Below are 21,478 nucleotides of genomic sequence, written 5' to 3'. Positions count from 1 at the left end.
ATCCTTGGGGCGGGCCGTCTCGCGCGGCGGAGTCAGCGCGCCGCGCGCAGCAAGGCGTCCACGTCCAGCGCGTGGCCGGCGCGGGCGGCCTTGGTGCGCAGGTAGCCTTCGTTCTCGGCGGTGATGGTGCCGGTGACCGGGATGCGCTCGGTCACCTCGATGCCGGCCGCACGCAGGCGCTCGGCCTTGTTCGGGTTGTTGGTGAGCAGGCGCACGCGGCGGATGCCGAGCCCGCGCAGCATCGCCACCGCGCTGCCGTAGCGGCGTTCGTCGGCGCCGAACCCCAGTTGCGCGTCGGCGTCGATGGTGTCCAGGCCGTCGTGCTGGTAGCCGTAGGCGCGCATCTTGGTGGCGATGCCGGTGCCGCGGCCTTCCTGGTCCAGGTACAGCAGCACGCCGCCGCCCAGCGCCTTGAGCTTGGCCAGGCCGTGCCGCAGCTGGTCGCCGCAGTCGCACTTGAGCGAGCCGAACAGGTCGCCGGTCAGGCAGGAGGAATGCACGCGCACCGGGACCGGCGCGCTCAGGTCGGGCTGGCCGATCACGATCGCGACCTGATCGCGCTGCGCCACGCCGCCGCGGAACACCACGAATTCGCCCGGCCCCAGGTCGCGCAGCGGTACCTGGGTGCGGGTGACCAGGGTGTAGCTGTCGGAGGCGGCGAGGGCGCAGCCGTGCTCCAGGTCGTCCAATTGCAGCGCCTGGCAGCCCTGGAAGGCGCTGCTGTCGGCGCCCAGTTCCGCGGCGACCATCGCCGGCAGCAGCAGGCCCAGGCGCGCGATCTCGGCGGCGCCGGCATCGAGCGCGTCGCCTGGCTGCCAGTGCGCCGGCACCGGCCCGTCGCGCAGGTAGGCCAGCGCCGCCAGCGCGTCGTAGGACTGCCCGGCCAGGGCGATGCGCGCGCCGTGCGGCGCGTCCAGGCCCAGCACCTGCGCGCGTGCCGGGGTCACGAACAGATAGTGCCGCTGCCCGGTGGCCTGGGCGAAGCTGCGATAGGAGGGCTCGGTGCTGCTGTCCAGCGCCATGACCGCGCGGACGTGGCCGGCACGGTCCTCGAGCAGCACCGGGCGCCCGGCGCGCAACTCCGATGCCGCGCGTTCGCTGCGGATCGCGGCAGGATCGCCGAAGGCGTGCGCGGAAGGGGCGGTGGGGCTGATCATGCACGACTCCAGATGGGGGATCGGCGGCGCCGCTTCAAGGCTGCCGCGTCCGGTCGCGGCGGCCCCGGCGCGGCGCCGGCAGGCGCGTGGCGCCCGGGCGCCATTGTCGCGCGCTTTGCCTGTCCCGCCAGCCTGCAGGCGATGGAACGCACTGTGCCCGGTCGCATTGCGGCGCCGATGCAACCGGATGCGCCGCTCGCGGCACTGCCGCCGGCGCTGGACGGGTGTGCACGCGCCGCCGGTTGCTTGCTACTGTGCGGCATCGCGTCCCCTCCGGCCCCCGCATGCAGCTCGTCGATTGCACCGAACCGCGCCACGCGATGGCGATCCTGGAGATCTTCAACGACGCCATCGTCCATTCCACTGCCCTGTACGACTACCGGCCGCGCCCGCCGGAGAGCATGGCGGCCTGGTTCGCGACCAAGCGCGCCGGCAACTTCCCGGTGCTGGGCCTGGAGGACGCGGACGGTACCCTGATCGGCTTCGCCAGCTACGGTACGTTCCGCGCCTGGCCGGCGTTCAAGTACAGCGTCGAGCACTCGGTCTACGTGCACCGCGACCATCGCGGCCGCGGCGCCGGCCGGCGCCTGCTGCAGGCGCTGATCGACACCGCGCAGGCGCGCGGCGTGCACGTGCTGGTCGGCGGCATCGACGCCAGCAATGCCGGCAGCATCGCCCTGCACGAGCAACTGGGCTTCGTGCACGCCGGCACCGTGCGCGAGGCCGGCTTCAAGTTCGGGCGCTGGCTGGACCTGGCGTTCTACCAGCGCATCCTCGCCGGTCCGGCGCAGCCGCACGACGATTAGCGCCGGCACGGCCCAGGTCGAGCGCCCTAGTGCGGATGGCGCTCGGTGGCGTAGGGATTGGGCTCGGCCGGGTCCGGGCGCAGGGTGTAGCGCTTGTAGGTCCACTGGTACTGCGCCGGGTCGCGCCGCGCCACCCGCTCCACGCCCGCGTTGAGCGCGGTGGCCGCGCGCAGCGGGTCGGCATCGGCGATGTCCGGCGGCGCCGGCTGCACGTGCAGGGCGAACTCCAGGTCGTTGCCGACGCGCTCGCACCAGGCGAACAGCACGGTGGCGCCGGTGCGCTCGGCCAGGCGGTTGACCAGGGTCATGGTCAGTGCCGGCACGCCGAAGAACGGTGCGAACACGCCGTCGCCGGCCTTGGGCTGCTGGTCGGGCAGGATGCCGACCGCGCCGCCGTCCTTGAGCGTCTTGAACAACTGCCGCACCGCCGGGCCCTCGGCGCGCACCTGGCGCACCCGTTCGCCGTCGCGCACCAACTGCAGGAAGGCATCGCCGATCGCCGACTCCGGCGCCTTGTAGACGATGGCGATGTCGCCGCGCGAGGCCAGCCACTGGTTGAGCAGTTCCCAGTTGCCGAAATGCGGTGCGGCCACGATCACCCCGCGGCCGGCGGCCAGCGCCGCGTCGTACAGCTCCTGGCCGTGGCGCAGGCGCAGCCGCGCCAGGTTCTGTTCCGGCGGCCGGGTCCACAGCGCCAGCGTCTCGAACGCCTGCCGTGCGGTGGAACGCAGCACGTCGCGCTGCAGGGCGACGCGCTCGCTGGGCAGCAGCTCCGGATAGGCCAGTTCCAGATTGCGCCGGACCACCCGGCTCTCGCGTGCGTCCAGGCGCAGCCACAGCCCGGCCAGGCCGTCGGCCAGGTGGCGCAGCCACGGCCACGGCAGGCGCGCCACGGCGGCGGCGCAGCGGTACAGCAGGGAAGCGAGCGTGGCGGGTTTCATCGGCCCAGTTTATCCGCTCGGCGTGCCGGGCCCGCCCGATGGACATCGCGGATCCCGTCAGCGGCATGCGATCCGGCTTCCCCAATCCAGGCGGTTCGGCGATGATCCTGCGTGATCGCAGCCGATCGCTTAGCGCGCGGGGCGAACCCGAATCCCGAATCCCCAATCCCGGCCCTATGCTCTCGTTGATCCAACGCGTCACCCAGGCCTCGGTCAGCGTCGACGGCGAGGTCGTGGGCCAGATCGGGCCCGGCCTGCTGGCGCTGGTGGCGGTGGAGCCGGGCGACGACGAGGCCAAGCTGCGGCGCATGGCCGAGCGCCTGCTCGGCTACCGGGTGTTTTCGGACGACAGCGGGCGCATGAACCGCTCGTTGCGCGACACCGGCGGCGGCCTGCTGCTGGTCAGCCAGTTCACCCTGGCTGCCGACACCGGCTCGGGGATGCGGCCCAGTTTCACCACCGCGGCACCGCCGGCCGAGGCTGAACGCGGCTTCAACCGATTGCTGGAGCTGTGCCGCGCGCAGCACCCGCCAGGGGTGGAAAGCGGCCGTTTCGGTGCCCATATGATCGTCAGCCTGGTCAACGACGGCCCGGTCACTTTCCTGCTCCGGCCGTAGACGCCGGCGCGTTCCTGGCGGAGCCGTTCAGGCTCCTCGTCCGGCAAGCGGCGGTCCGGGCTGTTATAATGCTAGGTTCACTCATTCACCTACCTGCCGGTGGCGCGAGCACTCATGGCCAACGAACGTCCTGCCCAGCAATCCGACATCAAGCAACTGATCAGCAAGGGCCTGGAACAGGGCTATCTGACCTACGCGGAAGTCAACGACCACCTTCCCGACGATCTGGTAGATCCCGAACAGATCGAAGACATCATCGGCATGATCAACGGCATGGGCATCGATGTCCATGAAGTTGCGCCCGATGCCGAAACCCTGTTGCTCAACGACGGCAACACCGGCAACCGCGAAGTCGACGACACCGCGGCCGAAGAAGCCGCCGCGGCGCTGACCGCGCTCGACACCGAGGGCGGCCGCACCACCGATCCGGTGCGCATGTACATGCGCGAGATGGGCACAGTAGAACTGCTGACCCGTGAAGGCGAGATCGCCATCGCCAAGCGCATCGAGGAAGGCCTCGGCCAGGTGCAGGCCGCGCTGGGCGCGTTCCCGCTGGCGGTGGAGACCCTGCTCGAGGACTACGAACAGCACAAGGAAGGCAAGAAGCGCCTGGCCGAGATCGTGGTCGGCTTCAACGACCTGATCGAGGAAGAGCCGGCGCCGCCGGTCGCGGTGTCCGACGACGACAGCGCCGCCGATGCCGATGCCGACGAGGATGACGACGACGACGTCGACACCGCCGAAGAGGACGCCGGCCCGACCGGTCCGGACCCGGCCGAGGTCGCGCGGCGCATGGACGTGCTGGCCACCGAGTACGCCAAGTTCAAGAAGGCCCACGCCAAGAATGGCGCCGAGCACAAGCTGGTCACCAAGCTGCGCAACGACATCGCCGAGGTGTTCGTCACCCTGAAGCTGCCGCTGCCGCTGACCGACGTGCTGGTGCGCAAGCTGCGCGACACCATGGCCCAGGTCAAGGACCACGAGCGTCGCGTGCTGCATCTGGCCACCCACGTGGCGCGCATGCCGCGCAAGGACTTCATCCGTTCCTGGGAAGGCAACCAGACCAACGTGGCCTGGGTCGACGACGCGCTCAAGCGCAAGCAGAAATGGTCCTCGGCGCTGCGCGACGTCAAGGACCAGATCATCGCCGAGCAGGAAGCCACCGTCGCGGTGGAGCAGGCCACCTACCTGAGCCTGGCCGAGCTGAAGGAAATCAGCCGCGCCATGGCCTACGGCGAAGCCAAGGCGCGCAAGGCCAAGAAGGAAATGGTCGAGGCCAACCTGCGCCTGGTGATCTCTATCGCCAAGAAGTACACCAACCGCGGCCTGCAGTTCCTCGACCTGATCCAGGAAGGCAACATCGGCCTGATGAAGGCGGTGGACAAGTTCGAGTACCGCCGCGGCTACAAGTTCTCGACCTACGCCACCTGGTGGATCCGCCAGGCGATCACCCGCTCGATCGCCGACCAGGCGCGCACCATCCGCATCCCGGTGCACATGATCGAAACGATCAACAAGTTGAACCGCATTTCCCGGCAGATGCTCCAGCAGTACGGCCGCGAGGCCACGCCGGAGGAGCTGGCCAAGGAAATGGACATGCCGGAGGACAAGATCCGCAAGGTGATGAAGATCGCCAAGGAGCCGATCTCGATGGAAACCCCGATCGGCGACGACGAGGATTCGCATCTGGGCGACTTCATCGAGGACACCAACGTGGAGTCCCCGATCGAGAACACCACCAACATCAACCTGTCCGAGACCGTGCGCGACGTGCTCGCCGGCCTCACCCCGCGGGAAGCCAAGGTGCTGCGCATGCGCTTCGGCATCGACATGAACACCGACCATACCCTCGAGGAAGTCGGCAAGCAGTTCGACGTGACCCGCGAGCGCATCCGCCAGATAGAGGCCAAGGCGCTGCGCAAGCTGCGTCACCCGAGCCGCTCGGAACAGCTGCGCAGCTTCCTCGACATCGACTGATCGAGCGCGGTTCGCGGCAACGAAAAAGCCCCGCCAGATGCGGGGCTTTTTTGTGGGTGGAGGAGTGAGCCGCTACCTTGCGTGTGGATGTTGCCATGTGACGCGGCGCCGCCGCCCGGCCGTTGTAGGAGCGGCTTCAGCCGCGACCGGGCTTTACCGGGAACGCCTGGTCGCGGCTGAAGCCGCTCCTACAACGGGCAACAGGGGCGCAGGATCGCTGCACCTCTGTGCGGGTGGCATTCGCCTACGCGAACGCCTGGCTACCCCGCATCACCGCCAGCACATCATGGCAGGCACCCATGGTGTGGTAGTCGGTCTTGCCGGCCGGGCTCTTCTCGTCGCTGTAGCTGCGGTTGTCGCGGCTGAGGATGCGGAACCAGGCGCCGTAGCGGTGGTCGACCAGGTGCTCCCAGGAGTAGGCCCAGAGTTTGTCGTAGGCGGCGCGATACGTGGCATCGCCAGTGGCGGCCAGCAGCCGCGCCGCGGCGGCGATCGCTTCGGCCTGTACCCAGAAGTACTTGTCGTCGTCGCAGAAGTAGGTCGGCGCCGCGGCCACGTCGGGCACGCCGACCACCGGCGCCTCTTCGGTGCCGGAGGCGAAGCCGTAGACGATGCCGCCATGCTGCGCGTCCCAGCCGTGCGCCAAGGCGGTGTCGAACAGGTGCCGCGCGGTCGGCAGCAGCCAGTCCGCCGCAGTGCCGGTGGCGGCCTGCAGGTGCCCGTGCAGCAACACCAGCAACTTGGACCACTCGACCTGGTGGCCGGGCTGGAAGCCCCACGGCCGGAACAGGTGCTTGGGGTTGTCGCGGTTGTAGTCCCAGTCCACCTGCCAGTTCGCGTCGTAGTGCTCCCACACCAGGCCGCCGGCCAACGCCGCCTGGCGGCGGGTGATGTGGTCGGCCAGCAGCAGCGCGCGCTGCAGGTAGCGCGGCTCGGCGCTGGCCTCGTAGGCGGCGATCAACGCTTCGCACAGGTGCATGTTGGCGTTCTGGCCGCGGTAGCTGGAGAACGTCCACTCCGGCGTCGCCTCGTCGCGGTACAGGCCGGCGGCGGCATCCCAGTAGCGGGTTTCCAGCAGCTGCCAGGTCTCGTCCATCCACGCGTCGGTATCCAGGCCGGCCTTCTTCGCGGTGGCGTAGGCCAGCAGCACGAAGGCGGCGCCGTAGGCGTGCTGGGTGCGGTCCTCGGCCACGCCGTCGCGCAGGGTCCACACGTAGCCGCCGCTGGCGCTATCGCGGTGCACCTCGCGCAGGTAGCGCAGGCCGTGGCGCGCGGCGTCCAGGTACTCGGCGGCCAGCGCCGAGTCGGCGAATTCGATCGCGGCCATCGCGTAGTTGAAGACGAAGCGGGTGCTGCTGACCAGGTGGCGATGGCCGGCGTCGTACACGCTGCCGTCGTCGCGGAAGTAGTGGAAGAAGCCGCCCGCCGGGTCGATCGCGCGCGGGTGGTAGAAGGCCATGGTGTCGGCGATGTGTGCGCGCAGGACGGCGGCGTCGGCGAAGTCGGGCAGGGGCGTGGCGGGCAGGTTCATGCGGTTGGCTGGCGAGCTGGGTGAGAGAGGGGAGGACAGCGGCGCACGGCGGCGGCGTGTGGGCCGCAGCCGTGCCGGGAAAGGATCAGTGCATCACGCGCGCGGTCGGCGCGGTGGCGGGCGCGGCCGCCGCCAGGTCCGGCGACAGGCGCGAGCCGCGCAGGCCGTACCAGACGATGTAGGCGTAGCACAGCAGCGGGATCACGAAGGCGTGCTGGATGCCGATGGCGTCGGCCAGCGCGCCCTGCGCCAGCGGCACGATGGCGCCGCCGACGATGCCCATGATCAGCAGGCTGGAGGCCTTGCTGGTGAGCACGCCCAGGCGCTCGATGGCCACGGTGAAGATGGTCGGGAACATGATCGAGTTGAACAGGCCGATCGCGATCACGCTCCACATCGCCACATGGCCGGTGCTGAGCATGGTGGCGATCAGCAGCAGCGAGGCGATGCCGGCGAAGGTCGCCAGCAGCTTGCGCGCCGGGACGAACTGCAGCAGCGCCGCGCCGGCGAAGCGGCCGACCATCGCGCCGCCCCAGTAGAACGGCAGGTAGCCGCTGGCATCGGCTTCGGTCAGGCCGCCGGTGGTGGGGCCGGAGATGTAGTTGATCAGGAAGCTGCCGATCGACACTTCCGCGCCCACGTACATGAAGATCGCCACCACGCCCCACAGCAGGTGCGGGTGGCGCAGCGCGTCGGCGAAACGGTGCTGCGATTCGGCGCCGGCATCGTTGTCCTCGCGCAGCGACGGCACCCGCATCACCAGCACGAACACCGCCAGCAACAGCAGGCCGCCGGCCAGCATCAGGTAGGGGATTTCCACCGAGCGCGCCTGCTCGATGCGGTAGGCGGACAACTGTGCGGGATTCATCGCCGCCAGCTGGTCGGCGCCGAGCACCGCGCCGGCCAGGATCAGCGGGCCGATCAGCCACGGGAACACGGTGGTGCCCAGCGAGTTCAGCGCCTGCGCGAAGTTGAGCCGGCTCGGCGCCTTCTCCGGCGCGCCGATCAGGCTGATGTACGGGTTGGCCGCCACCTGCAGCAGGGTGATGCCGCTGGCCAGCACGAACAGCGCGGTCAGGAACAGCGGGTAGGAAGGCAGGCGCGCGGCGGGGTAGAACATCGCCGCGCCGATCGCCGCCACCACCAGGCCGATGACGATGCTGGCCTTGTAGCCGACCCGCGACACCACCGCGCCGGCCGGCACCGACATCAGGAAGTAGGCGCCGAAGAAGGTGAACTGGATCAGCATCGACTGCGCGTAGTTCATCTGGAACACGGCTTTCAGATGCGGGATCAACACGTCGTTGAGGCTGGTCAGGCCGCCCCAGGTGAAGAAGATCATGCTGACCACCGCGATGGCGGCGGTGTTGGACAGCGGGCGACGGCTCATGCAGCGACTCCGGGAACGGGCGAGAGGGCGACCCGGCTGCTGGCACGCAGGCACAGCCGGGCGGGGGCGATGGTAAGCGCAGGCAGGGCCTGGCGGTGGCGCAGCGCGTCCAGCACCAGGCGCGCGGCCTGCATGCCGCGCTCGCGCGGGGCGACGGCGACGGTGGACAGCGGCGGGGTGGCGACGGCGGCCTCGGGGATGTCGTCGAAGCCGATCAGCGCGTAGTCGCGGCCGGCCACGCGGCCGCGTTCGGCCAGGCCGCTGGCCAGGCCCAGCGCGACCACGTCGTTGTAGCAGACCAGCGCCGTCGGCAGCGGGTCGCGCGCGCACAGCGCACCGGCCTGGCGCGCGGCTTCCAGCCGGGTCGGCGCGCACTCGATCAGCCACGCCGGGTCGACCGCGATGCCGGCGGCGGCCAGCGCCTCGCGATAGCCGGCGCGGCGCTCGGCGCAGGAACTGGACTGGCGGTGTCCACCGAAGAAGGCGATGGCGCGGTGGCCCTGCGCCAGCAGGTGCTCGGTGGCCAGGCGCGCGCCGCGACGGTTGTCCAGCGCCAGCAGCGGCCAGTCGCCGTCCAGCGCGCGGTTGAACAACAGCACCGGCAGGCGTGGTCCCAGCAACTGGCGCAGCCGCGCCGCGTCGGTGTTCTCGGTGGGCGAGAGGATCATCGCCGCCGGTTGGTGTTCGATCAGCGAGGCCAGCACGGTCTGCTGGCGCGCCGGCGACTCGCCGGTGCTGCCCATCAGCATCACGTAGCCGGCCTCGGCCAGCGCCGCGTCGACGCCGCCGGCGAATTCGGCGAAGAACGGATTGGCCAGGTCGTTGACCACCAGCGCCACCGCATTGGACGCGCGGCCGCGCAGGCTGGCCGCGCCGCGGTGGTAGACGTAGCCCTGGCGGGCGATCTCCGCCGCCACCCGCGCACGCGTGTCCGCGTGCACCAGCGGGCTGTTGCGCAGCACCAGCGACACGGTCGCCCGCGACACGCCGCAGGCGGCGGCGATGTCGGACACGGTGACGCGTTTGTCGGCGGGAGACGGCGCCACGGCGCATTAGACCGGTTCAAAAGGTCGCTCATCCTGCGCTGTCGTCATCGGATGCGCATTTTGCAGTGCAGCAAGGCATTCCCCGGGCTTTGTGCTATCCGTTTGGATCGATTCGATACGGGGAGCCTGCCATGCGCAGCTCGAGGATGCTGGGCGGCGCTGCCGCACTGCTGCTGGCCGCGCTATGGCCGATCGCGTCCGCCGCCGCTGCAATCGGCGCCACCGCCGGCGAGCGTGCGGTCGCGGCGGTGGATCCCTTCATCGGTACCGGCGGCGAGGGCCACACCTATCCCGGCGCCACGGTGCCGTTCGGCATGGTCCAGTTGAGCCCGGACACGCGCATCCAGCCGCGCAAGGAAGCCTACGGCTGGGCGGCGGGCTACCGCTACGACGACCGCAGCCTGGTCGGCTTCTCGCACACGCATTTCTCCGGCACCGGCCACTCCGACCTGGGCGACGTGCTGTTGATGCCGATCAGCGGCGCGGTGCGGCTGGAGCGTGGCGACCCGGACACGCCCGGCAGCGGCTACAGCGCGCGCTTCCGCCACGACGACGAGCGCGCCGAGCCGGGCTACTACGCGGTGACCCTGGACGACTACAAGGTCCGCGCCGAACTCACTGCCAGCGCCCGCGTCGGCGTGCACCGCTACAGCTACCCGGCCGGCCAGCCGGCGCACGTGCTGCTGGACCTGCGTACCAGCCTGTACGACTACCCGGGCAAGATCAGTTGGTCGCGGTTGCGCCTGCGCGCCGACGGCACCGTCACCGGCTTCCGCGAGACCCGCGGCTGGGCGCCGGGGCGGCAGCTGTACTTCGCCCTGCGCTTCTCGCAGCCGCTGCGCGGCCACGCCTTCCACAACACCGAGCAGGACATCCCCTACAAGGGCTTCCCGCCGCCGGGCGACAACGACCCTGCCCAGCGCGCGCAGATCGAAGGCCGGCAACTGGTGGGGTCGTTCGACTTCGGCGACGCCCTGCGCGGGCCGCTGCTGGTCAAGGTGGCGATCTCGCCGGTCAGCGAGGACAGCGCCATCGCCAATCTCGACGCCGAAGTGCCGGGCTGGGATTTCGATGGCGTGCGCCGCGCGGCACGTGCGCAATGGGCGCAGGCGCTGGGCGCGGTGGAGGTGGATGCGCCGCCCACCCAGCGCACCCAGTTCTACACCGCGCTCTACCACAGCCTGCTCGGCCCGACCCTGTTCATGGACAGCGACGGCCGCTACCGCGGGCCGGACAACGCCGTGCACCAGGCGCAGGGCTACACCCACTACTCGACGTTCTCGCTGTGGGACACCTACCGCGCGCTGCATCCGCTGCTGACCATCGTGCAGCCGCCGCAACGCACCAACGACATCGTCAACTCGCTGCTCGCGCACCAGCGCGAAAGTCCCTACGGCGTGCTGCCGGTGTGGGCGTTCCACGGCCTGGAGACCTGGTGCATGATCGGCTACCACGCGGTGCCGGTGATCGCCGACGCGTACATGAAGGGCATCCGCGGCTACGACACCGACGCCGCGCTCGAGGCCATGGTGGCCAGCGCCAACTACGGCCCCTACGACGGCATCGCCCAGTACCGCGACCTGGGCTACGTGCCGATCGACGAGGAAGGCGAGGCCGCCTCCAAGACCCTGGAATACGCCTTCGACGACTGGACCATCGCGCGCATGGCGCAGGACATGGGCCGCACCGAGGTCGCCGCCGCCTTCGCCAAGCGCGCCGGCAACTGGCGCAACGCCTTCGACCCGGGCACCGGCTTCATGCGCGCGCGCAAGCGCGACGGCAGCTTCCGCACCCCGTTCGATCCGGACGCCAGCGGCTACGGTACCGACTACACCGAAGGCAACGCCTGGCAGTACTCCTGGTACGTGCCGCAGGACGTGGCCGGCCTGGCGCGTGCGCACGGCGGCGACGACAAGCTGCTGGCGCGGCTGGACCAGGTGTTCGACGCCAAGGTCGATCCCAAGGTGTTCGCGCACATGGAGGACATCACCGGCCTGATCGGCTGGTATGCGCACGGCAACGAGCCCAGCCACCACGTCGCCTATCTGTATGCCTACGCCGGGCAGCCGTGGCGCACCCAGGCGCGGCTGCAGCAGATCATGCGCAGCCAGTACGCCGCGCGCCCGGACGGCCTGGCCGGCAACGATGACATGGGGCAGATGTCGGCCTGGTACGTGTTCACCGCGCTGGGCTTCTACCCGGTGGCGCCGGCCAGCAACCAGTACATCCTCGGCCGCCCGTTCCTGCCGCGCGCCACCCTGGCGCTGCCCAACGGCAAGCGCTTCACGGTGATCGCCGACGGCCTGGACGATGCGCATCCCTACGTCGGCAACGTCACCCTCAACGGGCGGCCGCTGAACCGCGCGTTCCTGCGCCACGAGGAACTCATGGCCGGCGGCGAACTGCGCTTCACCCTGCAGGCCACGCCCAACACCGCCTGGGCGGCGGCGGGCGCCGAACGCGCCTATTCGATGAGCGAGTGAAGGGCGCTCCACCTGCTCCGGAAGATGTCCTGTAGGAGGGGCTTCAGCCGCGACAGGGCATTCTCGGTCAAGCGCTGTCGCGGCTGGCGCCGCCCCCAGAGGGGCTTACGGCGAGCCTGCCGAGTGCACTGTGGGAGGGACTTCAGTCCCGACGCGTTGCGCCATCGGAAAGCACAGCACTTCGCGCGTCGCGGCAGCATGACAGTTGACTCCAATGGGGCCAGCGGCATCCGGGTGGAGTTTGGTGGCAGCAGGTTCAGAGATGCGTCGAAGCCGCACCGGCATGAGTCTGTGCCTGGATGAGGGCCGAGGCTTCTACGCTGCACTGTGGCTTCGTGCGCGATCCAAGCGCGAGCGTCAGCATCGCGTGAATATTCGGCATGACCTGCATTGCGCATGCAGCCGCGCAACGTGCTTGGCCACACATCGTCACATCGCGTCGCGTCACATGCACGCGTATTTAATGTCATCCACACATTCCATTTGCGGCGTTCGTGGTCTTGTGGCGCGGCTGCATCGCATCGCGCGGACCGGGTGCGCCGGCACCGTTGCGCGTTCTTGAAGCGCACCCGCGTGCAGGCCCATTCCGTTCCGGCGCCGTTGCCATGCGACGGCGCGATCGGCGCTGCCGGCAACGGCGCGCAGAGGCGACGTGTCCTTCTCATTCGTCGAACGGGATCTTCCGAATGCATGTCTGCCTGCTGTCTCCCTTTCCTCTTCACGATGCGACCGCGCTCGACGCGGCCATGGCGGCGGCGCAGGCACAGGGCTGCGATCACATCGTCTTGCCCAGTCCGTTCGCGCAGGACGCGGACGGACGCCTGCACGATCCTGCGGCCGACGACGCCGCAGGTCAGGCGCAGTTGCGCAAGTGGCTCCAGCATGCCGAACGGCACGGCCTGCGGGTGGTGCTGGATCTGCGTATCGACGAAATCGGCGGCGGTAGCCGCCTGCTGCAGGAGCATCCGCATTGGTTCCGCGCGCGCAGCTCGGCGCTGCCGGACCCGCGCGCCGAACGCGCCGCGCCAGACATCGCGGTGGGCCGCTTCGCCTCCGCGGAAGAAGGCGCGGGCCTGGCGCAATGGTGGAGCACGCGCCTGGTCGACTGGCTGCGCAGTGGCGTGGCCGGCTTCCGCGTGCTGCAGCCCGAGCGCATCCCGGCGCCGTTGTGGCGCAGGCTGATCGGCGAGGTCCATGCGCAGGCGCCGCACGCGCGGCTGCTGGCGTGGACGCCCGGCTTGGGCCTGGACGCCTTGCGCGGCCTGGGCGGCGCCGGTTTCGATGCCGCGTTCTCCTCGCTGGCCTGGTGGGACGGCCGTGGCGACTGGTTCTTCGATGAGGACAGCGCCCTGCGCGCGCTGGCGCGCTGCGTGGTCGCCACGGTCGATGCCGGGACGCCGACGGAGACGCCATTGCCCTTGCCGCGCGCGCAGCGGCAGCGCCTGGCGGCCGCCTTCGGCGGGGCTTGGGCGATCGCCGCGCAGGACACACCGACCGAACACGCGCAGTCCGCGCCTGCGCAGCACGGCACGGCCGAGGACGACGCGTCCACGCCGGCCGCATCGCTGCCCGACGCTACCGCATCGCTGCGCCTGCGCCCGCTGTTGCGCGACGGCGCGCTGACCGCAGTCGCAGTGGAACCGCTGGACGCGGCGCCGTGGCTGGTGCTGCTCAACAGCGACCGCGACCACCTGCTGCCGGTGCCGGGGCCGGCGTTGCTGCGCCTGCTCGGCGACAGCGAGGGCCTGCTCAGCGACCACGGCGAGCCGATCCAGGGCGAGCAGGGCGGCACCCTGGAAGCGGGCGAGGTACGCATCTATCGCAGTCTGCCGGCGCGCCCGGTGCTGACCGCGGCACGGGCGCGCACCCCCGCCGAGGTCGCCGCAGGCGAGGCGCGGGTGTGCATCGAGGCGGTGACGCCGTCGGTCGACGACGGGCGCTTCCCGGTCAAGCGCACGGTCGGCGACCGTGTGTGCGTGGAAGCCGATGCGTTCTGCGACGGCCACGACCGCATTGCCGTGGCGCTGCTGTGGCGCGCCGCCGACGCGCGCACCTGGTCGAGCGCGCCGATGCGCGCGCTCGGCAACGACCGCTGGCGTGGCGAGTTCCCGTTGCAGCGCCTGGGCCGCTACGAGTTCCGCATCGAGGCCTGGCGCGACGTCTACGCCACCACCCATGCCGACCTGGAGAAGAAGCGCGCCGCCGGTACCCTGCTGCCGGTGGACGTGCAGGAGGCGCTGGCCCAGGTCGAGGCCGCGCGCGCGCGCAGCCGCGGCGCGCTGGCCACGCGGCTGAAGGCCATCGCCACCCGCATCGCCCGCACCGACGACCTGGCCGAGAAGGCGCAGCTGTTGCTCGAACCGGACACCGCCGAGGCGATGGCGCGCGCCGATGCCAAACCGTTCCGCACCGAGTACCCGATGACCTTCCGGGTCGAGGCCGAACGCCGCGCCGCGCACTTCGCCAGCTGGTACGAACTGTTCCCGCGCTCGCAGAGCGGCGATGCGCAGCGCCACGGCACTTTCGACGACGTGATCGCGCGGCTGCCGCACATCCAGGCGATGGGTTTCGACGTGCTGTACATGCCGCCGATCCATCCCATCGGCGAGAAGAACCGCAAGGGCCGCAACAACGCCGTGACCGCCGAGCCGGGCGAGCCCGGCAGCCCGTATGCGATCGGCTCGGCCGAGGGCGGGCATACCGAGGTGCATCCCGAGCTGGGTGGGCTCGACGGTTTTCGCCGCCTGCGTGCCGCCGCGGCCGAGCACGGCCTCGAACTGGCCCTGGACTTCGCCATCCAGTGCGCGCCGGACCATCCGTGGCTGCGCGACCACCCCGACTGGTTCACCTGGCGCGCCGACGGTTCCATCCCGTACGCGGAGAACCCGCCGAAGAAGTACCAGGACATCGTCAACGTCGATTTCTACGCCAGCGGCGCGGTGCCGGCGCTGTGGAACGCGCTGCGCGATGCCGTGCTGTTCTGGGTCAACGAAGGCGTCACCCTGTTCCGCGTCGACAACCCGCACACCAAGCCGTTCCCGTTCTGGGAATGGTTGATCGCCGAGGTGCGCGGGCGCCATCCGCAGGTGGTGTTCCTGTCCGAGGCCTTCACCCGGCCCAAGCCGATGTACCGGCTTGCTAAGGTCGGCTTCTCGCAGTCCTACACCTACTTCACCTGGCGCCAGCACAAGGCCGAGTTGCAGGCCTATATCGAGGAACTCAACAGCGGCGCGCCCAGCGAGTGCTTCCGCCCGCACTTCTTCGTCAACACGCCGGACATCAATCCGCTGTTCCTGCAGCACAGCGGCCGCAGCGGGCACCTGATCCGCGCCGCGCTGGCGACCACGCTGTCCGGGCTGTGGGGCATGTACCAGGGCTTCGAGCTGTGCGAGGCCACGCCGCTGCCGGGCAAGGAGGAGTACCTGGACTCGGAGAAGTACCAGTTGCGCGTGTGGCCGGAGCGCGCCCCGGGCGACATCGTCGAGGAGATCACCCGCCTCAACCTGCTGCGCCGCCAGCATCCGGAACTGCAGTCGCACCTGGGCACGCGCTTCTACGTGGCGCACAACGAACAGGTGCTGTACTTCGGCAAGTTCCTCGACGCCGCGCACCTGGCACGCGGCCGCAGCCTGGTGCTGGTGGCGGTGAGCCTGGACCCGTATGCGCCGCAGAACGCGGAGATCGAAGTGCCGCTGTGGGAGCTGGGCCTGCCCGACCATGCCAGCGTCGCCGTGCGCGACCTGTGGGACGGCCACGACTTCACCTGGTACGGCAAGACCCAACACATCCGCCTCGACCCGTCGCGGCCGTTCTCCCTGTGGCGCATCCGCGCCGGAGCCCCTGCATGAATGTTGCCGCGCCGTCGTCCCCCCAACTCGAGCCGCGCGCACCGGCCGGCGATGCGCGCTGGTACAAGGACGCGATCATCTACCAGGTGCACGTCAAGTCGTTCTTCGACTCCAACGACGACGGCATCGGCGACTTTCCCGGGCTGATCTCCAAGCTCGACTACATCGCCGACCTGGGCGTGGACACGATCTGGCTGCTGCCGTTCTACCCCAGCCCGCGCCGCGACGACGGCTACGACATCGCCGAGTACATGGCGGTGCATCCTGACTACGGCAGCATCGCCGACTTCCAGCGCTTCGTGGAGCAGGCGCACGCGCGCGGCATCCGCATCGTCACCGAACTGGTGATCAACCACACCTCCGACCAGCATCCGTGGTTCCAGCGGGCGCGCATGGCCCCGGCCGGCTCGCCGGAACGCGCGTTCTACGTGTGGTCGGACAGCGACCAGGACTACGCCGGCACCCGCATCATCTTCTGCGACACCGAGAAGTCCAACTGGACCTGGGATCCGGAGGCCGGCCAATACTTCTGGCACCGCTTCTACTCGCACCAGCCGGACCTGAACTTCGACAACCCGGCGGTGCTGGAAGCGGTGCTGGAAGTGATGCGCTTCTGGCTGGACCTGGGCGTCGACGGCCTGCGCCTGGACGCGGTGCCGTACCTGATCGAACGCGACGGTACTTCCAACGAGAATCTGCCCGAGACCCACGCCATCCTGCGCCGCATCCGCGCTACGCTCGATGCCGAATACCCCGACCGCATGCTGCTGGCCGAGGCCAACATGTGGCCCGAAGACACCCAGCAGTACTTTGGCGAGAACGCCGACGAATGCCACATGGCGTTCCACTTCCCGCTGATGCCGCGCATGTACATGGCGATCGCGCGCGAGGACCGGTTCCCGATCACCGACATCATGCGCCAGACCCCGGAGATCCCGGAGAGCTGCCAGTGGGCGATCTTCCTGCGCAACCACGACGAGCTGACCCTGGAGATGGTCACCGACTCCGAGCGCGACTACCTGTGGCAGACCTATGCCGCCGATCGCCGCGCGCGCATCAACCTCGGCATCCGCCGTCGCCTGGCGCCGCTGCTGGAGCGCGACCGCCGCCGCATCGAACTGATGACCTCGCTGCTGCTGAGCATGCCCGGCACGCCGGTGCTGTACTACGGCGACGAAATCGGCATGGGCGACAACATCCATCTCGGCGATCGCGATGGCGTGCGCACGCCGATGCAGTGGTCGATCGACCGCAATGGCGGCTTCTCGCGTGCCGATCCCGCGGCGCTGGTGTTGCCGCCGATCATGGATCCGCTGTACGGCTTCCAGGCGGTGAACGTGGAGGCGCAGCAGCGCGACCAGTATTCGCTGCTGACCTGGACCCGGCGCATCCTGTCGGTGCGCAAGCGCTACCGCGCGTTCGGTCGCGGCACGCTGCGCTTCCTGTATCCCGGCAATCGCCGCCTGCTCGCCTACCTGCGCTGCCACGAGGACGAGACCGTGCTGTGCGTGGCCAACCTCTCGCACACGCTGCAGGCGGTGGAACTGGACCTGTCCGAATTCGAGGGCCGGGTGCCGGTGGACATCCTCGGTGGCGGCAGCTTCCCGCCGATCGGGCGCCTGACCTATCTGCTTACCGTGCCGGCGTTCGGGTTCTACGCCTTCCAGTTGGTCGGCAATGCGACGTTGCCGGACTGGCACGTGCCGGCGCCGGTGCCGCTGCCGGATTACCAGACCCTGGTGCTGCGCAGCACCGTGGACAGCGCCGGCCTGCAGGCGCATCTGCCGACGCTGGAGCGCGACATCCTGCCGGCGTGGCTCACCACCCGGCGCTGGTTCGCGGCCAAGGATCGCGCGCTGCGCAGCGTGCGCATCGCGCGGCGCACGCCGCTGTCAGGCGGCGACGGCCTGACCCTGCTGGAGATCGAGGCGGAGCTGGACGATGGCGCGCACGAGCGCTACATCCTGCCGCTGGGCATCGTCTGGGAGCGCGAGCAGCCGAGCGTACTGGCCGAACAACTGGCACTGGCGCGCGTGCGCCACGGCCGCGAGGTGGGCTACCTGACCGATGCCTTCGCGCTGAAGCCCTTCACCCTGAGCATGCTCGCCGCGCTGCGCGACAAGGCGGAACTGCGCGTGGACGGCGAGGCCGGCGCCGAGGCGACCGCGGAGCGCATCCGCTTCTGCCCGACGCCGGCGCTGCAGCGCGTGGACATCCCCACCGACCCGGAGATCCGCTGGTTGTCGGCGGAGCAGAGCAACAGCTCGCTGATCGTCGGCGACGCAGCGGTGTTCAAGCTGCTGCGTCGCGTGTCGGCCGGCATCAACCCGGAGATCGAGATCGGCGAGCGCCTCACCGCGCTGGGCTATGCCAACGCGGCGCCGCTGCTGGGCCATGTCGCCCGCGTGGAGGCCGACGGCAGCGAGACCACGCTGGCCCTGCTGCAGGGCTTCGTGCGCAACCAGGGCGATGCCTGGCGCTGGACGCTGGACCACTTGTCACGCGGTGCCGAGGAATACGACGCCGCCCAGGACGATGCCGCGCGGCTGGAGAGTGTGGCCGGCTACGACGCCTTCGCCGCCCTGGTCGGCCGGCGCCTGGCCGAACTGCACGCGGTGCTGGCGCAACCCACCGACGCGCCCGCCTTCGCGCCGCAGCCGGTGGACGCGGCCGCCGCGCAGCAGGTGGTGGACGGCGTGGTGCACGAGGTGCAGGCCATGTGGGACACCTTGCTGGCGCATCGCGACGCCAACGACGACCCGGCCGAACATGCCGCGATGGACAGCCTGCTGGCCGAGCGTGCGCGCCTGGACGCCTGGCTGCAGCAGGCACCGTCGCTGTTGTCCGGTGCGCTGCTGACCCGCGTGCATGGCGATTTCCACCTCGGCCAGATCCTGGTCGCGTTCGACGACGTGGTGCTGATCGACTTCGAAGGCGAGCCGGCCAAGTCGCTGGACGAACGCCGCGCCAAGGCCAGCCCGCTGCATGACGTGGCCGGCTTCCTGCGTTCGCTCGACTACGCCAGCGAAGTGTCCGCGCGCGGCGAGGAGGGCACCGCCGCGCGTGTGGGCGCGGGCCTGGACACCGCGCAGGAGGCGTTCCTGGCCGCGTTCCGCAGTCGCGCCAGCGCCGCGTTCCTGGCCGCCTATCGCGGCGTGCTCGACGCCAGTCCGCACCCATGGGTGGCACCGGCCGCGTTCGAGGCCACCACCTTGCTTTTCCTGATCGAGAAGGCCTGCTACGAAATTCGCTACGAGGCCGCCAACCGCCCGGCATGGATCATGGTGCCCATACAGGGACTGTTGCGCATACTCGACCGCTTTCCCGCGCCCCAGGAGTCGATTCGATGAGTGATGCCGTCCACGTCTGGGACGACGCGACGCAGCGCGCCTTTGCCACCGCCCGCCACGGCGACCCGTTCGCCGTGCTGGGCGCGCACCGCCTCGGCGACGCGCGGGTGCTGCGCAGCTACCAGCCGGGCGCCGATGCGGTGCTGGCAGTGCTGGAGGACGGGAGCGAAGTGCCCCTGCGCCAGGGGCCGGAAGGCTTCTTCCACGCCGAACTTCCGCAGGAGGGCCGCTACCGCCTGCGCATCCGCTGGCCGGGCGGCGAGCAGGACACCGCCGACGCCTACGCCTTCGGCCCGCAGCTCAGCGACTTCGACCTGCACCTGATCGCCGAAGGCCATCATCTGCAGCTGGCCGATGCGCTGGGCGCCAACGTGGTCGAGGTCGACGGCGAGCGCGGCACCCGCTTCGCGGTCTGGGCGCCCAATGCCTCGCGCGTGGCGGTGATCGGCGACTTCAACAGCTGGGACGCGCGCCGCCACCCGATGCGCCTGCGTCACCAGGCCGGCGTGTGGGAACTGTTCGTGCCGGGCGTCGGCCCCGGTGCCCGCTACAAGTTCGCCCTGCGCGGCCCGCGCGGCGAAGAGCTGCCGGCCAAGGCCGACCCGGTCGCGCGCCAGGCCGAGCTGGCCCCCGGCACCGCCTCCATCGTCGCCGACCCCGCGCCGTTCTCCTGGCGCGACGACGCCTGGATGGCCACCCGCGCGCGCCGCCATGCCCCGCAGGCGCCGATCAGCGTGTACGAAGTGCATGCCGGCTCGTGGATGCATGCCGACGACGGCAGCCTGCTCGACTGGGACGCGCTGGCCGAGCGGCTGATTCCCTACGTGGCCGACATGGGCTTCACCCACATCGAACTGCTGCCGGTCACCGAGCATCCGTTCGGCGGCTCCTGGGGCTACCAGCCGCTGGGCCTGTTCGCGCCGACCGCGCGCTTCGGCAGCCCGGAAGGCTTCGCCCGCTTCGTCGATCGCTGCCACCGCGAGGACATCGGCGTCATCGTCGACTGGGTGCCGGCGCATTTCCCCACCGACGCGCACGGCCTGGCCCACTTCGACGGCACCGCCCTGTACGAACACGCCGACCCGCGCGAAGGCTTCCACCGCGACTGGAACACCCTCATCTACAACCACGGCCGTCGTGAAGTCTCCGGCTTCCTGATCGCCAGCGCGCTCGAGTTCCTGCAGCGCTACCACGTCGACGGCCTGCGGGTGGACGCGGTCGCCTCCATGCTCTACCGCGACTACAGCCGCAACGCCGGCGAGTGGGTGCCCAACATCCACGGCGGCCGCGAGAACTATGAGAGCATCGCCTTCCTGCGCCGGCTCAACCAGGTGGTGGCCGACCAGGCGCCCGGCGCCATGACCATTGCCGAAGAATCCACCGCCTGGCCCGGCGTCACCGCCGACCTCGCCCACGGCGGGTTGGGCTTCAACTACAAGTGGAACATGGGCTGGATGCACGACAGCCTGCACTACATCCAGCTGGACCCGATCTACCGCCGCTACCACCACGGCGAGATGACCTTCAGCATGGTCTACGCGTATTCCGAGCGCTTCATGCTGCCCATCTCCCACGACGAAGTGGTGCACGGCAAGCGCTCCCTGCTCGGACGCATGCCCGGCGACGACTGGCAGCGCTTCGCCAACCTGCGCGCCTACCTCGGCTACATGTACACCCACCCCGGACGCAAACTGCTGTTCATGGGCTGCGAAATCGCCCAGCCCACCGAGTGGAACCACGACGCCGCGCTGCCCTGGCACCTGCTCGACCAGCCCAACCACCGCGGCATCCAGCGCCTGGTCCGCGACCTCAACCGCCTCTACGCCGAACACCCCGCATTGCACGCCCGCGACGACGAGCCGGAAGGTTTCGCCTGGGTCATCGGCGACGACGCCGGCAACAGCTTGTTCGCCTACCTGCGCAAGGCCCGCAGCGGCGACACCCCGCTGCTGGTGGTGGCCAACCTCACCCCGCAGGTGCACCACGGCTACCGCATCGGCGTCCCCCGCGCGGGCCGCTGGCGTGAACTGCTCAACTCCGACAGCGAGATCTACGGCGGCAGCAACACCGGCAACGGCGGCAGCGTGCGCGCCGAGAACGTCGGCGCGCATGGCCATCCGGCGTCACTGGTGCTGACCGTGCCGCCGCTAGCGGTGCTGGTGCTGGGGGTCGAGGAGTAGGACGAGAAAGCAGAAGAAACCGCGGTGAGAGGGCGGAAAGAGTTGGCTGTTCGGAGAGAAGCCGGCTGTTGTGGGAGGGACTTCAGTCCCGACGCTTTCCCGACCTGTTGTCGGCACCCTAGCCGCAACCCCACGAGATGCCAAGGATGCGC

General features: G+C 70.1%; 12 protein-coding genes. 7 read left to right on the top strand and 5 right to left on the bottom strand.

Features of this window, described 5'->3' with window-relative positions:
- Positions 1-32: 32 nt before the first annotated feature.
- Positions 33-1,157: a GTP cyclohydrolase II RibA gene (gene ribA, locus Q7W82_RS20255; protein WP_242160027.1), complete on the bottom strand. Its 1,125-nt coding sequence runs from the start codon at positions 1,155-1,157 to the stop codon at positions 33-35.
- 284 nt (positions 1,158-1,441) lie between these two features.
- Between ribA and Q7W82_RS20250 the strand changes: the two genes are divergently transcribed.
- A complete protein-coding gene (locus tag Q7W82_RS20250; RefSeq protein ID WP_242160028.1) occupies positions 1,442-1,963 on the top strand; it encodes a GNAT family N-acetyltransferase in 522 nt (173 codons plus the stop codon).
- Positions 1,964-1,989: 26 nt separating this feature from the next.
- On the opposite strand, the gene Q7W82_RS20245 is transcribed toward Q7W82_RS20250, so the two are convergent.
- Positions 1,990-2,904 carry a lauroyl acyltransferase gene (locus Q7W82_RS20245; protein ID WP_242160029.1) on the bottom strand — a complete coding sequence of 305 codons (915 nt, stop codon included), beginning with the start codon at positions 2,902-2,904 and terminating at the stop codon, positions 1,990-1,992.
- 176 nt (positions 2,905-3,080) lie between these two features.
- On the opposite strand from Q7W82_RS20245, the gene dtd reads away from it, so the two are divergent.
- Entirely contained in the window at positions 3,081-3,521 is a 441-nt protein-coding gene (gene dtd / locus Q7W82_RS20240) for a D-aminoacyl-tRNA deacylase (protein ID WP_019797359.1), read from the top strand.
- Between the two features lie 114 nt (positions 3,522-3,635).
- Positions 3,636-5,498, top strand: coding sequence for an RNA polymerase sigma factor RpoD (gene rpoD, locus Q7W82_RS20235; protein ID WP_242160030.1), 1,863 nt, complete (start codon positions 3,636-3,638; stop codon positions 5,496-5,498).
- Positions 5,499-5,742: 244 nt separating this feature from the next.
- On the opposite strand, the gene Q7W82_RS20230 is transcribed toward rpoD, so the two are convergent.
- The 3 genes from Q7W82_RS20230 to Q7W82_RS20220 all read right to left on the bottom strand — a co-directional run bounded on the left by Q7W82_RS20230 (position 5,743) and on the right by Q7W82_RS20220 (position 9,465).
- Entirely contained in the window at positions 5,743-7,029 is a 1,287-nt protein-coding gene (locus Q7W82_RS20230) for an AGE family epimerase/isomerase (RefSeq protein ID WP_242160031.1), read from the bottom strand.
- A gap of 85 nt (positions 7,030-7,114) precedes the next feature.
- The gene (locus Q7W82_RS20225) at positions 7,115-8,419 is read right to left on the bottom strand and encodes a sugar MFS transporter (protein WP_242160032.1); all 1,305 of its coding nucleotides are present in this window, start codon (positions 8,417-8,419) and stop codon (positions 7,115-7,117) included.
- Positions 8,416-9,465, bottom strand: a complete 1,050-nt coding sequence (locus tag Q7W82_RS20220; protein ID WP_242160033.1) for a LacI family DNA-binding transcriptional regulator — start codon at positions 9,463-9,465, stop codon at positions 8,416-8,418. The genes Q7W82_RS20225 and Q7W82_RS20220 overlap by 4 nt, the downstream gene beginning before the upstream one ends.
- 131 nt (positions 9,466-9,596) lie before the next feature.
- Between Q7W82_RS20220 and Q7W82_RS20215 the strand changes: the two genes are divergently transcribed.
- The 4 genes from Q7W82_RS20215 to glgB all read left to right on the top strand — a co-directional run bounded on the left by Q7W82_RS20215 (position 9,597) and on the right by glgB (position 21,326).
- A complete protein-coding gene (locus tag Q7W82_RS20215) occupies positions 9,597-11,948 on the top strand; it encodes a GH92 family glycosyl hydrolase (RefSeq protein WP_242160034.1) in 2,352 nt (783 codons plus the stop codon).
- Between the two features lie 686 nt (positions 11,949-12,634).
- Positions 12,635-15,796, top strand: coding sequence for a maltotransferase domain-containing protein (locus Q7W82_RS20210; protein WP_242160035.1), 3,162 nt, complete (start codon positions 12,635-12,637; stop codon positions 15,794-15,796).
- Positions 15,793-19,146: a maltose alpha-D-glucosyltransferase gene (gene treS, locus Q7W82_RS20205; protein ID WP_242160036.1), complete on the top strand. Its 3,354-nt coding sequence runs from the start codon at positions 15,793-15,795 to the stop codon at positions 19,144-19,146. Before Q7W82_RS20210 ends, treS begins: the two co-directional genes overlap by 4 nt.
- On the top strand, positions 19,143-21,326 hold the full coding sequence (gene glgB, locus Q7W82_RS20200) for a 1,4-alpha-glucan branching protein GlgB (RefSeq protein ID WP_242160037.1): 2,184 nt from the start codon (positions 19,143-19,145) through the stop codon (positions 21,324-21,326). Before treS ends, glgB begins: the two co-directional genes overlap by 4 nt.
- Positions 21,327-21,478: the final 152 nt, after the last annotated feature.

The organism is Xanthomonas indica (assembly GCF_040529045.1).
In the GTDB taxonomy this organism is placed as follows: Bacteria; Pseudomonadota; Gammaproteobacteria; order Xanthomonadales; family Xanthomonadaceae; genus Xanthomonas_A; species Xanthomonas_A indica.
This window is presented reverse-complemented; position numbering and strand designations above follow the sequence as displayed.